Here is a 14,032-nt window from a genome sequence, read left to right as displayed (position 1 = left end):
CCTACCCTCTCTATGATCGGGACCCTTCGCCGCCATTCAGATAATGGATCCTCAACAGTTCCGAATAGGCCGAAATGTTGCTCGCGAGGACAGGCTGCCCCTTCAGCAGAGCGTCTCCCTCTGTCGAAAAGGGCAGGTATTCGCCTCCGGCCTCCTTGACCAGGCAGTAGCCGGCCATGCAGTCCCAGGCCCGCATATGCGGCTCGTAATAACCGACCAGGCGGCCCGCAGCCACATAGGCCAGCATCAGCGCTCCCGAACCGTTGCGAATGAAGTTGCCGCCGCTCTCAAGCAGTGCCGCTATGATGGAGCCGACGCGGTCCGGAGCCACATGGCTATTGCAGCCGATGCCCGTCATCGCGTTCTGTATCGTGCGGGAGGGATCGAGCCCGAGCATCGTCCCGTTGAGGTTTGCGCCGCGGCCCTGAGCAGCAGCATATAGCTCGCTGGCGCAGGGCACCTTGATCACGCCGATGACGGGCAAGCCGCCATGCAGGACGGCGATCGAAACGCACCAGGTCGGCATGCCGTTGACGAAGGGCGAGGTTCCGTCGATTGGATCGACGACCCAGGTATAGCCCGAGCTTCCCTCCTGATGGCCGAACTCCTCTCCGAGGAAGCCGTCCTCGGGAATTGCCGCGGCAACCCGCTCGCGCAAGAAGGTCTCGACGTCGCGGTCCGCAATCGACACGACATCCTGCAGGTCGCGCTTCGTCTCGATCACGAGGCTCTCGCGCTTGTTGAAATAATCGAGCGCAAGCGCGCCGGCTTCCTCGGCAAGGGATTTTGCCAAACTGAAGCGCCGCTCGAGATCCGTGTCATGCACAGTCATACTTCTATCCTTTTATTTGCATTCCAATAGTTCAGGCAGCGATAAGGGCGATGCCGCGGTTTTCGAATCCGAGGGTGACATCGCTCGATGGCGGAAGGTTTCTTTCGACGGCATGGTCGATGATGAAGAGCGTTCCGACATCGGTTTCGATCTCATATTCGACATGCCCCCCGAGATAGGCGCTGTGGAGAACCCGCCCCGCCAGACCCTGCTGACCGGGTGCCGCGATCGCGATCGAACCGGGCCTGACGGCAAGTTTCGCCATGCCGGGTTTTGCGCCGCGCCCCGGCAGGCGGTGGTGCACCCCCGCCACGCGGATGAGCGCCTCCGTACCTTCGATGCCGATCACCTCGCAAGGGATGACATTGGCTTCTCCCATGAAGTCGGCGATGAAGGACGATGCCGGCGCTTCGTAAAGCTCGCGCGGCGTGCCGGACTGGGCGATCTCGCCATCCTTCATGACGATGATGCGGTCGGACACTGCCAGAGCCTCATCCTGATCGTGCGTGACATAAACGGCCGTGAAGCCGAGCCGTTGCTGCAGCGCACGGATATCCGTACGCACCTTGCGGCGCAGGCGCGCATCGAGGTTGGAGAGCGGCTCGTCGAGCAGCAGCACCTGCGGCTCCAGTACCAGCGCACGGGCGACGGCGACGCGCTGCTGCTGGCCGCCGGAGAGTTCGGCGGGAAGGCGATGGCCCATGCCGGCAAGGCCGACGAGCGCCAGCCCCTCTTCCGCCTTTTCCCGCGCCTCCTTGCGGCTGAGACCGGAGGATTCCAGGCCATAGGCGACATTGTCGCGCGCATTCATATGCGGAAACAGCGCATAGGACTGGAAGACCATCGAGACATCGCGCTCATTGGCCGGCAGCATGGTGACGTCCTTGCCGCCAATGAGGATCTTTCCAGCCGAGGGATGTTCGAGGCCGGCGAGCATGCGCAGCGTCGTCGTCTTGCCGCAGCCGGAGGGGCCGAGCAGGGTGACGAGCGTGCCGGGCTCGATGGTGAGCGAGAGGTCCGGGATGGCCGTGAAGGCGCCAAACGTCTTGCGCACGTTCTGGAAGACGACGGAACCGGCTTTCTGGTTGATCATGCGATTTTCTCCTGACGAGAGGAAGCGGAGGTGGCGAGGCCGGCGACGCGGTTTTCACGGCGCAAGCGCCGCTCGCCCACGATGAGCTGAAGGCCGGCGATAACGGTGATCATCACGACGATCAGCATGGAGGAATAGGCGATCGCCACGCCGTATTCGCCGTTCTCGACGAGGCCGACGATGTAGGAGGTCGCCATGTTGTATTCGGCGCTGACGAGGAAGATGACGGCGCTGATGGAGGTGATGGCGCGCACGAAGGAATAGACGAGCGCGGCGGTGATGGCGGGGCGCAAGAGCGGCAGAATGACCTTGCGGATCGTGCGGAAGCTGTTGGCCCGGAGCGTCAGCGAGGCCTCGTCCAGGCTCTTGTCGAGCTGGCTCATCGCCGCAATGCCGCCGCGCACGCCGACCGGCATGTTGCGGAAGACGAAGCAGGCGATCAGGATCAGCGCCGAGCCGGTCATTTCGAGCGGCGGCAGGTTGAAGGCCATGATATAGCTGACGCCGATGACCGTGCCGGGAATGGCAAAGCTCATCATCAGGGCGAATTCGAAGGCATTCTTGCCAGCAAATTTCTGGCGCACGATGATGTAGGCGGTCAGCAGACCGACGGCGGCGGTCAGAGGGGCGGAGATCAGCGCGATCTCCATCGTTGTCCAGAACGAGTTCCAGGCGACGCCCGTCCAGGCAATCCCGTTTTCGAAGCTGATCGAAAAGGCCTTGGCGTAGTGGTCGAGCGTCAGCGAATTATCCAGCCCCCAGGTCTTCACGAAGCCGCCGATCAGGATCATGCCGTAGATAACGAGCGTGAAGACGATCCACGGGATGACCAGCGCGTGGACGCCGATCGCCAGCCCGCGCGGCAGGGCGATATGCGATCCGCTGTCGCCCTTGCCGGTGACGGTGGCAAAGTTCTTGCCCGACAGCCAGACGCGCTGGGCAAGGAAGGCGGAGAGCGTGAAGGCGAGCAGAACCATGGCGAGCACGGCGGCGCGCGAGGGGTCGTTCTGCGAACCGACGACGGCGAAGAAGATTTCCGTCGAGAGCACGCCATGGCTGCCGCCGAGCACCAGCGGATTGCCGAAATCGGCCATGCTTTCGATGAAGCCGATGAGGAAGGCGTTGGCGAGACCGGGCTTCATCAGCGGCAGCGACACCCGCCAGAACGTGCGCCAGCGGCCGGCGCGCAGCGTCGTGGACGCCTCCTCCATCGACGGGCTGACACCCTCGACGACGCCGATCAGCACGAGGAAGGAGATCGGCGTGAAGGATAGAACCTGCGCGATCCAGATGCCGGTGAGGCCGTAAAGCCAGCGGCCGGGCTCGATGCCGAACAGGCTTGACAGGCCTTGAGTGACGACGCCGGCACGGCCGAAGAGCAATGTAAGCGCCAGGCCGATGACGAAGGGCGGCGTAATGATCGGCAGGATCGTCAGCAGTCGCAGGCCCTTCTTGAAGGGAAAGCGCGTGCGGGTGGCGACGAGCGCGAAGGCAAGGCCGAGCAGGGTCGAGCCGAGGCCGGTCATGATGGCGAGCCACAGCGTGCGCCAGGCGACACCGCAGCGACCGGCGCCGATCACGCAGTTGAGGCTCCAGATGCTCGGATCCTGAATATTGCGGATGAAGTTGGCCGCATTGAACGAACCGTCGAAATCCTGCACCGAACCGACGAACATGCTGCCGATCGGGTAGAAGACGAAGACCGCGACAAGGAAGACGAGCAACGCAATCGCGCTGACCACGAAGGCATCTCCCTTCATGACGCCGCGCTCGGCAAGGCCGAAGGCGAAGAGCAGCACGAAGGTGATAGCGGAGAGCACCGCGCCCGCCCCCATGGAGGGCTGGCCATTCGAAAGCGGGCCGAAGAGAGTGTCGCTCACCGTCCAGGTCCAGCCGGAAAAGCCGATAGCGAGGCCCTGGAACGAGAGGAAGAGGACACCGATCGCGCCGGTCGAGGCCAGCACGGCGCTACGGCGCATCGGGTCTGCCATGCCGCGGGCGGCGAGCGCCAGGAGGAGGAGCACGAGCGCACCGGCAAGCCACGGCCGGCCATGCGCGAATATCTGCACGAGGCCCGGGGCAGCCTCTGGGGAAAAGGGGAAACCGGCCAGCCAACCGAATCCGAAGAAGCCGTTCTCGATCCGATACCAGGGCAATAGGGTCAATGCGACCGCGCCCAGGATCAGGACCATGTCCAGCCTGCGATTGCCATGTTTCATGGCTGACCTCGCTGTCTTTGAGTTTAGGGAGGCGGCGCCTGGAGAGACAGGCGCCGCCGGTCAGGCCATCAGTTGGCGGCGGCGCCGATTTCGCGATCCCAGCGTTCCAGCAGTTCCTTGCGCTTTGCCGGGTCGCCATAGGTCTTGAAGTCGTAGTCGATCAGCTTGATGTCCTCGAAGCGCGGCGCCTCCTTCGGGATTACCGCACTCTTGTTGGAAGGCAGCTGGAAGGATTTGGCATCCTTCATGCGGGACTGGACCTCTGCCGTCAGCGCCCAGTCGTACCAGGTCTTCGCATTGTCGAGATTGCGCGCGCCTTTGATGATGGACATGGAGCCGATCTCATAGCCGGTGCCTTCGCAGGGCGTGATCGACTTGACCGGGAAACCTTCCGCCGTCTGCGCCACCGCGTCGTGCACGAAGACGATGCCGAGCGCCGTCTCGCCGCGTGCAGCCGCCTTAACGGGTGCCGAGCCCGACTTGGTATATTGCGAGATATTGCCATTCAGTTTCTTCAGGTAGTCGAAGGCCTGATCCTCGCCCATGATCTGCACCAGCGAGGCGAGCGCCGTGTAGGCGGTGCCGGAGGAATTGGGATTGGCGATCTGGATTTCGCCCTTCAGTTCCGGCGCCAGAAGGTCGGCCCAGCAGACCGGCTCCTTGTAGCCCTTGGACTTGAAGATTTCCGTGTTGTAGCCCCAGCCGAGCGCGCCGGCATAGACGCCGACCGTCTTGTAGCCGGAGCTTTCAGCCTGCTTCTTCGCCCAGTCGTTGAGCTCATCGAGCTTCGGCGACTTATATTCCAGCGTCAGATTTTCCGACGCCGCCTGAAGATGGGGGTCGCCCGTACCGGCCCACCAGATGTCGGTCTTCGGGTTGCGGGCCTCGGCGCGCACCTTGGCATAAGTCTCGCCGGACGAGAGGCGAACCATGTTCACCTTGATGTCGTTATGCGCCTTCTCGAAATCGCCCTTCATCTGCTCGCAGATGACGACGTCGGCCGAGCAGATGAGATTCAATTCGCCAGCCGCCTGTGCGGGCAGCGCACCGAGCGCCGAGCCGGCGAAGAGCATGAGGGTAAGGGTCTTGAGTTTCATCGGGCATCCTCCTGTTGCCTTGGTTGATTCTTCGCGTGAACAGGACACAGCGGGGCCATCGGCTGCCCGCAGCGGCGCGTTCATGGTTTCGGATTGCGTTTTGCTTAAAGGGCTCGATCAGTTCGTTGCGGCGATTTCCGCATCGAACCTGTGGAGCAGTCGACTTCGTTCTTCCGGCGAGCCGAAGGTGGCGAAGTCATAATCCACCATCTTGATCATCGAAATGTCAGGGGCTGCCAGCGGCAGCGTGGATTTCGCGTTGGATGGCACCTGGTTCTGGCCGGACGCCGCACCCGTACCCTGCCCTTCCGGGCTCAGCGCGAAATCGACGAAGTGCTTTGCTTCTTCGATGTTCCTGGCGCCTTTGACGATGCTTACGGCGCCAATCTCGTAGCCGGTTCCCTCGCAGGGGGCGACGATGACGAGAGGAGAGCCCGTTTGCTTCTGTGTGACGGCGTCATGCATGAAGGAAATGCCGATGAGCGTTTCTCCGCGCGCCGCCGCCTTGATGGGCGCAGATCCCGAGGGGGTGTAACGTTCGATATTGCGGTTGAGCGCAGCGAGATAACGGAAAGCCTCGTCCTCGCCGAAGAGCTGAACCAGCGTCGCAAGCGTGGTGAAGGCTGTCCCGGACGAATTCGGATTGCCGCTCTGTATGCGGCCGCGATAGGCGATATCCGTCAGGTCCTTCCAGCAGCTCGGCGCCGGCAGCTTCAGTTCGCGCAGCAGATCGGCATTGTAGGCGAAACCGAGCGCCCCGGCATAGATGCCGGCCGAGCGGCCACCGGACATGGCGAAGAAGTTCTGTGCCCAGGGCAGCATGTCGCGCTCATGGGCCGGCTGGTAAGGTTCGAGAAGATTTTCAGAACCGGCCTGCAGATGCGTGTCGCCCGTGCCGCCCCACCAGACATCGACGGTAGGCGCTGCTTTCTCCGCGCGGATCTGATTAAGGATATCGCCGGTGCTCTTGCGGGTCATCGAGATTTCGAGGCCGGTCTTCGCCTCATAGGCCGTCTTCATCGCGGCACACCACATCTCGTCCACACCGCACAGAACGGTGAGTGACGGGGCAGCTGTGCCGGTACCGGCGCTCGCCAGCCACAAAGCCGCCATCGCGCTGAAAGCGATGATGCCTCTCACGATTTCCTCCCATTGGACCTTGCGTCCCAATCTCCGCAGTCAGGATGTCAGATCTGTCGCCTTGCGCAACCTGAGAATGGTTACGGTTCTTACAGCCGGAGCGGAATCGCCATCGCAAAAATGACAAAGGTTACAAATGTGACAAAGCGCATAACACGAGCCCGCTTTGAAGATCGTGACGGCCCTGCCTATAATGGATGCGGGAGGACATGCATGTGTTGAATGAGAGGATCAGCATTCTGATCGTCGAGGACGATCCAGACATGGCGGAGCTTATCTCCGACCTCGTGGAGGCGGAGGGTTGGACGCCGCTCACTGCGCGTTCGGCGGAGGACGCTGCACTCGTGCTTTCGCGCGAAACCGTGCATCTCGTGCTCGTCGACCATAATCTGCCCGGCACCTCCGGCCGCACCTTCGCGCAGCGCTTGCGCGCGCGGACCAACCTCGGCATCGTCATGGTGACGGCTGCCGGCAGCGCCGCGGACCGGGTGCTCGGGCTCGAAACGGCGGCTGACGACTATGTCGTCAAACCTTTCGAACCCATCGAGTTGACAGCCCGCATCAAGGCCGTGCTGCGCCGGACAATCCCCTCGCTGAAGCCCGAGCGGGAAAGCGAGCGGGAGCACGAACCCGCATCCCTGAAGCTCGGCGACTGGTCGGTGGACCTCAAGAGCCGCCGCGCCGTCTGCCGCACCGACCCCGCCAAATCGCTCACGAGCGCCGAGTTCGCGCTGCTCGAAATCCTCGCCGAAACGCCCAACGTGCCTGTTAGCCGCGCCCATATCCTCGACCGCCTGGGCGCCGAAAGCGAGCGCTTTATCGACCGCAATGTCGATGTGCTCGTGCTGCGTCTGCGTCGCAAGATCGAGCGCAATCCGGACCTGCCACGCCATATCAAGACGCGCCGCGGCAAGGGCTATGTTCTCGACACCGACGAGGGCGAGATCGTATCGTGATCAGCCGTCCGTTCCTCTCCTCCATCGCCTTTCGCCTGCCCTTCGCCATCGTCTTTATCTGCGTTCTCGTCTTCAGCCTGGCGACGATTGCCGTTTACGGCTTGCAGCGGGCGCGCCAAGAGATGACCGCCTACGGTCTGCAGGCGTTCTCGAGTCTCGCCAAAGCCTCGCTGGTCTCTCGCCAGGTTTCCGATCTCGTCTCCAGCGCGCCCTTCCTGATGAATGCGACCTCGCCCTACCGCGTCTCCAGTGAAAGCCGCTCGGTCGTGCTGCAGGTTGATAGCCTGCTGCGCGCCATGCAGCCGGAAAACGGCGAGGCCGTCGTGAAGGGGTTTGCGAGCAGCCGCATAGTCGAGCTCCTGGAAACGATCCGCACGCAGACAACAGCGCTTGCAGGTGACGCGGATTCCGCCCAGCAGCACAAGGCAGAGGCCGCGGCAGCGCTTGGTGAGATCGCCACCGGCAGCCGCGTTGCGGATGCAGATTTCCGCATTCGGCTGAACGCCATCGTTCAATCCGCCTCCAATTCGGATAGTCTCTTCCAACTGGGTGAATTGCGTCGGCGCTATGTCTCCGAAACCGCTCCGCGACTCGAACGCGCCGCGCCGGACATCCGAATTTCTGCGGCCGAGCTTGCTCCGTACGAACGGGTCTTTGAGGCGCAGACGCGCTATCTCCTCGAAATGTTCGCGATCCGCGCCGCCGTCTCACGTCTTCATAACGTCTCGCGTGATCTGTCGCACGCGACGGAAACGCAAAGCGAGGCCGTGGCCCGCAGCCTCAGCGACGATCTCGCCTCGACCTCCGACGCTTTGAGCCGCATCCTCGTCATCGTCGCCGTCGCCTCGCTGCTGGTGCTGGCAATGGCCATCCTATCCATCCGCTCCGTCATGCGCGTCTCCCGCGGCATCGTCGCGCTTTCCAACGGCATGAACGCATTGGCGGAAGGGCGCAAGGATGTCGATGCGCCGCGCTATGACGGCACCGAAACCGAATTGGTGCGCCTGCTCGAAGCCTTCCGCGCGTTTCGCGAGAGCGTCGAGCGCGTGACGCGGCTGCGGCGCACGGCGGAGGCCGCCGCCCGCACCATCCGCTCCACCTTCCGCAGCATGAACGAGGGCATCGCGCTGTTCGATCCGCGCGGCCGGCCGATCACCATGAACCGCCGTGTCATCGAGCTGGTAGGCTGGTCCGGTTCGGCCAGGAAATTGCCGCTCCGCAGTTTCGTGACGCCGCTGCCGGAGATCGATCCGGCACTCCTGCCGGCCGAGAACGACGCCGGCCTGCTCGCTGACCGGTCGGTGCTGCGTCACCGCTCCGACGCCGGGCGGGTGACGGAAGTGTCGCTATCGCGCCAACCCGACGGCGGCATCGTGCTGCTGGCGCGCGATATCACCGATATGGACCGGCAGGAGGCGGAGGCAGCAAAGATCCAACGCCTCGACGGCATCATGCGCATGACCCATCAGGTGAGCCACGAGGTCGGCAACATGATCGGCATCATCACCGGCAGCCTCGGCCTGCTGGAGCGGGAAACCGGCTTCAATGACCGGCAAAAGCGGCACCTCGCCCGCATCCGCAAGGCTGCCGACCGCGGCAGGTCGCTGGCCGGGAGCATGCTTTCCATCGGCAGTCAGCAACCGATCCACCCTGGCGAGGTAGAACTCGGCTCGGTGCTGCGCGGCATGGGCGATGTGCTGGAAATTGCCATCGGCGAAAAATGCCGGCTTGCTTTCGAGATATCCGACGGCCTGCCCACCGTTCTCATCGACACGGCGCTCTTCGAACAATCGATCCTCAATCTCTGCCTCAACGCCTCCGCGGCCATGCCGGAGGGCGGAACGATCCTCATCCGCTGCTCCCGCAGCGAGGCGGGTGTGATCGTCAGCGTGACGGACGACGGCATCGGCATGACACCCGAGGCCGTCGACAAGGCCTTCGAACCCTATTTTACAACCCGCGATGCGGAAGGCGGCGCAGGTCTCGGCCTGGCCGTGGTCTATGGCTTCGTCCGCCAGAGCGGCGGCGACGCTCGCATTGCCTCGGCGCCGGGCAAGGGAACGGTCGTCGAACTCCTGTTTCCGGCGTGAATTGGGTTCCGCGTCAGCTCGTCAGGAACCGAATACGCCCCGACCTCTCAACATGAAGAAGGTCAAAACTCAATTGAACCGGCTGGCTGACCACGCCAAGACGATCCTCGGTGGTGGGTCTGCGCAGCAGTACGGCGCCTAGAGCATGATGCCGAAAAGTGTAGGCGGTTTTCGGACGACATCATGCTCTAACTCTTTAATTTAGAACAGGATTCAAATTTTAGGCCAACCGGGCCTAAAATCATCCTGTTCCAGTGTTTTCACGATCGCCGACCGACAGCGTCAAGGTCTCACCCATCTTGGCTCTCCCGAACCTCGATCGCATAAACCTTCTGAACAATCTGCCATTGCCCATCGATCTTCAGCATCGAGAGGTAGTCTGTGAAGTAGCGCGGCGGCACGGCGCATTTCAGTTTGACGAATGCCGTTCCCGGTGCCGACTGGTCTATTTGCAGCACTCGATCATGACGCGGCAACCGCTGCGCAAGCGGAGACGGACGATCACGGACAGCCCGCAACCATTCGTCACGCGGAATGATGCGGACGGCACCAAGCTCTTCGTACGTCAAGGCAGCGGTCGGCTGGAAGACCGATGCGATCTTATCAGCGTCCCCTTCGTACAAGCCGTCGAGATACGTCGTGATACAGGCCGAAATGGCAGCATGATCATTGGCGTTGGACATGGCTTCTTCCCCTCGTGATGCCGCTGCATGTTGCCCTTTTTGTCTGGACCCGTGCAGGCGTTTTATCTCCCATTCAGTGGCAACCTCGAGTCACCGCTCAGTGGCAGGTCGCAGACAAGATTGAGGCCGCCACCTCGGCCGAGCGCCGAACGACAGGTCTTGATATACATCGCCTTGCCAGCCGGCCCGCCGTAACGCGTCCGATAATCCCGCCTTATTCAGACGCCGCCGATGCAGAGATATTTCATCTCGAGATAGTCATCGGCGCCGTGGCGCGAGCCCTCGCGGCCGAGGCCGGATTGCTTGATGCCGCCGAAGGGCGCCGTCTCGGACGACATCAGGCCGGTATTGATGCCGATCATGCCGTATTCCAGCGCTTCGGCCACCCGCCAGACCTTTTTGAGATCGCCGGCATAAAAATAGGCGGCAAGCCCGAATTCGGTGTCGTTGGCCTCGGCGATGACATCTTCGGCCGTCTCGAAGCGGAAGAGCGGCGCCACCGGCCCGAAGGTTTCCTCGCGCGCCACTTTCATGCCGCGCGCGACGCCGGTCAGCACCGTCGGGGTGAAGAAGGTGCCGGCGCCCTCGATGCGCTTGCCGCCGGTCAGCACTTTCGCGCCCTTGGCGAGCGCGTCGCTGACATGGTCTTCCACCTTGGCAAGGCCCTGCTCGTCGATCAGCGGCCCGATCTCGACACCCGCCTTGAAACCGTCGCCGACCGGCATCTCGGCGACCCTGGCGGCAAGCTTGGCCGCGAAGGCGTCATAGACGCCCGCCTGGATGTAGAGGCGGTTGGCGCAAACGCAGGTCTGGCCGGCATTGCGGTATTTGGAGGCGATTGCACCTTCGACGGCAGCATCGAGATCGGCATCGTCGAAGACGATGAAGGGCGCGTTGCCGCCGAGCTCCAGGCTCACCTTCTTGATCTGATCGGCGCACTGCCGCATCAGGATGCGGCCGACCTCGGTCGAGCCGGTGAAGCTGATCTTGCGCACCTTTTCATTGCCGCAGAGCTCACGGCCGATCGTCGGGCCGTCCATGCCGACGATGAGATTGAAGACGCCGGCCGGGATGCCGGCCTGTTCGGCGAGCACGGCCAGCGCGATCGCCGTCAGCGGCGTCTGTTCGGAGGGCTTCGAGACGACCGTACAGCCGACGGCCAGTGCCGGAGCGATCTTGCGGGCGATCATCGCCGCCGGAAAATTCCACGGCGTGATCGTGCCGACGACGCCGACCGGCTGCTTGATGACGATCATGCGCTTGTCGTTGGAAGGCGCGGGAATCGTCTCACCGTAGATGCGCTTGGCCTCTTCCGCATACCATTCGACATAGGACGCGGCATAAAGGATCTCGCCGCGTGCTTCGGGGAACGGCTTGCCCATTTCGGCGGTGAGGATCGCGGCGAGCGCGTCGGCATTGGCGACCATCAGGTCGAACCATTTGCGCAAAATGGCGCTGCGTTCCTTGGCCGGGCGAGCGGCCCAGGCCGGCTGGGCGGCATAGGCCGCATCGATCGCCGCCCGCGTCTCGGCTGCGCCCATGTCGGGCAGCGAGGCAAGCAGCTCGCCCGTTGCCGGATTGAGCACGTCGAAGCTCCTGGCGGCATCGCCCGATGTCCAGACGCCGTTGATATAGCCGGCGGCGCGCAGGAACGGCGAAGAGAAGGGAACGTGCCTGGTCAGCGCGGTGGTGAAAGCCATGTCATATCTCCTTGAGAGCGGCTGCCGGTCACCGACAGCCGTTGAAATTCGGTTCGGTCACGTGGCCGCACGCGCTTCCAGCATCGAGGCCTCGAGAATGTCGAGCGCCTCGCCGAGAACCTCGTCCTGAATGGTGATCGGCGCGAGGAAGCGGATGACGTTGCCGTGGACGCCGCAGGTCAGCAGGATCAGGCCCTTGTCGAGCGCGATCAGCCGCAGCCGGTTGGCGAATTCGGCGCTCGGCAATCCGGTCGTCCGGTCGTTGAATTCGATGGCGTTCATGAAACCCGGCCCGCGGATATCGGCAATCTCGGGCACCGCATCGCGCAGCGATTCCAGCCGCTGCTTCAGCCGGCTGCCGAGCTGATCGGCGCGGCGGCAGAGATCTTCCTCCGCGATGACGTCGAGGACGGCATGCGCGGCAGCGATGCCGATCGGGTTGCCGCCATAGGTGCCGCCGAGCCCACCCGGTCCCGGCGCGTCCATGATTTCGGCGCGGCCGGTGACGGCGGCGAGCGGAAAACCGCCGGCAAGGCTCTTTGCCATCGTCGTCAGGTCGGCTGCCACCTCGTGGTGATCCATCGCGAACATCCTGCCGGTGCGGGCAAAACCGGTCTGCACCTCGTCGGCGATCAGCAGGATGCCGTGCTGGTCGCAAACTTCGCGCAGCATCTTCATGAAGCTCGTCGACGCCGGATAGAAGCCGCCTTCGCCCTGCACCGGCTCGATGATGATCGCCGCGACCCGCTGCGGATCGACATCGGCGGCGAAGAGCTTCTTCAGCGCCGCAAGCGACTGATCGGCGGTAACGCCATGCAGCTCGACCGGGAAGGGAATATGAAACACGTCGCCCGGCATGGCGCCGAAGCCGACCTTGTAGGGCACGACCTTGCCGGTCAGCGCCATGCCCATGAAGGTGCGGCCGTGGAAGCCGCCGGTAAAGGCGATGACCGCCGAGCGGCCCGTTGCCGCACGGGCGATCTTGACGGCATTTTCGACCGCTTCGGCGCCCGTCGTGACAAAGATCGTCTTCTTCTCGAAGTCACCCGGCACCAGCGCGTTCAGCCGTTCGGCAAGGTGCACATAGCTCTCATAAGGCACCACCTGGTGGCAGGTATGGGTGAAGTGGTCGAGCTGCTCCTTGACGGCCGCAATAACCTTGGGATGTCGGTGGCCGGTGTTGAGCACGGCGATGCCGGCGGCGAAATCGATGTAGCGGCGGCCGTCCTTGTCCCAGATCTCGGCATTCTCGGCACGGTCCGCGTAGATCTGCGTTGTCATGCCAACCCCACGGGAGATGGCTGTATTCTTACGATCGGTTAGCGAAGTAGCGCTCACGATACCCTCCTGATGTTGATTTTGTTACGTATGTTTTGCTTTAGGTGCTTCATCTGCCATCTGCGGTGCGCGATTGTCGCCAGAGGTGCTCGATATCTCAGCCCGCGACCACTGCGCGGGCGCGCTTGTGCACAATGGCGAGCAGGCCGCCGAGAAACACCGTTCCGACAATGAACAGGAAGGCGGCAGCGACGATTGCAGGGCTGATGTTTTCGCGGATAGAGGAGAACATCTGACGCGCGAGCGTCAATTGGTTCGGTCCGGCAACGAAAAGGGTCAGCACCACTTCGTCCAGCGATGTCGCGAAGGCAAGCACCGCGCCCGAGAGCACCCCCGGCACGGCAAGGGGCAGCGTTACTTTCCAGAAAACCCGCCAGGGCGAAGCGCCCAGGCTCGCCGCCGCGCGCTCGACCCGATAATCGATGCCTTCGAGCGATGCGCTGATACTGACCAGCACGAAGGGCACGGCGACGACAGTGTGCGCCATGATGACGGCTGCAAAGGTGTTCGCAAACCCGAGCCGGGCAAACAGGATCTGGAGGCCGACGCCGAGTACGACCGCCGGAACGACCATGGGCAGGAGGAAGATTGTTCGCAATGCCGAACCGAAGACGATGCGCCTGCGCAATGCGAGCGCCGCAAGCATGCCGAGCACCGTCGACATCAGCGTGGTTCCCGTGCCGATCAGCAAGCTGTTGACGATGGATCGCCGCCAGGCCTCGGTATTTGCAAGCTCCGCAAACCAGCGGGTCGAGAAGGCCGGAATGGGATAGGCCAGGAAGCTGCTTGACGTAAATGCGATTGGAAGGATCGCCAAAAGCGGAGCCAGCAGAAAAACGACCGCTGCCGCGCCGAACGCGAATTTGAATAAGCGCGCCATCATC

11 protein-coding genes are annotated in these 14,032 nt (G+C 63.0%); 2 read left to right on the top strand and 9 right to left on the bottom strand.

What is annotated here, in order from left to right:
- Nucleotides 1–10 precede the first annotated feature (10 nt).
- From CO670_RS05750 to CO670_RS05730, 5 genes are all read right to left on the bottom strand, one after another.
- Nucleotides 11–832: an inositol monophosphatase family protein gene (locus CO670_RS05750; protein ID WP_097589375.1), complete on the bottom strand. Its 822-nt coding sequence runs from the start codon at nt 830–832 to the stop codon at nt 11–13.
- 31 nt (nt 833–863) lie between these two features.
- Nucleotides 864–1,925, bottom strand: a complete 1,062-nt coding sequence (locus CO670_RS05745) for an ABC transporter ATP-binding protein (protein WP_097589374.1) — start codon at nt 1,923–1,925, stop codon at nt 864–866.
- Complete coding sequence (locus CO670_RS05740; protein ID WP_097589373.1) at nt 1,922–4,144, bottom strand: iron ABC transporter permease; 2,223 nt, start codon at nt 4,142–4,144, stop codon at nt 1,922–1,924. Before CO670_RS05740 ends, CO670_RS05745 begins: the two co-directional genes overlap by 4 nt.
- Nucleotides 4,145–4,212: 68 nt before the next feature.
- Nucleotides 4,213–5,241, bottom strand: a complete 1,029-nt coding sequence (locus CO670_RS05735; protein WP_097589372.1) for an ABC transporter substrate-binding protein — start codon at nt 5,239–5,241, stop codon at nt 4,213–4,215.
- A gap of 117 nt (nt 5,242–5,358) precedes the next feature.
- Entirely contained in the window at nt 5,359–6,381 is a 1,023-nt protein-coding gene (locus tag CO670_RS05730; RefSeq protein ID WP_097589371.1) for an ABC transporter substrate-binding protein, read from the bottom strand.
- A gap of 215 nt (nt 6,382–6,596) precedes the next feature.
- On the opposite strand from CO670_RS05730, the gene CO670_RS05725 reads away from it, so the two are divergent.
- Both CO670_RS05725 and CO670_RS05720 read left to right on the top strand, forming a co-directional pair.
- On the top strand, nt 6,597–7,337 hold the full coding sequence (locus tag CO670_RS05725) for a response regulator transcription factor (RefSeq protein WP_097589499.1): 741 nt from the start codon (nt 6,597–6,599) through the stop codon (nt 7,335–7,337).
- Entirely contained in the window at nt 7,334–9,427 is a 2,094-nt protein-coding gene (locus CO670_RS05720; RefSeq protein WP_097589370.1) for an ATP-binding protein, read from the top strand. Before CO670_RS05725 ends, CO670_RS05720 begins: the two co-directional genes overlap by 4 nt.
- 290 nt (nt 9,428–9,717) lie before the next feature.
- Here the strand turns inward: CO670_RS05720 and CO670_RS05715 are convergent, their stop codons facing one another.
- From CO670_RS05715 to CO670_RS05700, 4 genes are all read right to left on the bottom strand, one after another.
- Nucleotides 9,718–10,110, bottom strand: coding sequence for a nuclear transport factor 2 family protein (locus CO670_RS05715; RefSeq protein WP_097589369.1), 393 nt, complete (start codon nt 10,108–10,110; stop codon nt 9,718–9,720).
- 218 nt (nt 10,111–10,328) lie between these two features.
- The gene (locus CO670_RS05710; protein ID WP_097589368.1) at nt 10,329–11,810 is read right to left on the bottom strand and encodes an NAD-dependent succinate-semialdehyde dehydrogenase; all 1,482 of its coding nucleotides are present in this window, start codon (nt 11,808–11,810) and stop codon (nt 10,329–10,331) included.
- A 57-nt stretch (nt 11,811–11,867) separates the two neighbouring features.
- On the bottom strand, nt 11,868–13,148 hold the full coding sequence (locus CO670_RS05705; RefSeq protein ID WP_097589367.1) for a 4-aminobutyrate--2-oxoglutarate transaminase: 1,281 nt from the start codon (nt 13,146–13,148) through the stop codon (nt 11,868–11,870).
- A gap of 97 nt (nt 13,149–13,245) precedes the next feature.
- Nucleotides 13,246–14,031, bottom strand: a complete 786-nt coding sequence (locus CO670_RS05700; protein WP_097589366.1) for an ABC transporter permease — start codon at nt 14,029–14,031, stop codon at nt 13,246–13,248.
- Nucleotide 14,032: the final 1 nt, after the last annotated feature.

It is taken from the genome of Rhizobium sp. J15 (assembly GCF_002531825.1).
GTDB lineage: Bacteria > Pseudomonadota > Alphaproteobacteria > Rhizobiales > Rhizobiaceae > Rhizobium.
The sequence above is the reverse complement of the archived record's forward strand: the minus strand, read 5'-3'. Positions and strand labels throughout refer to the sequence as shown.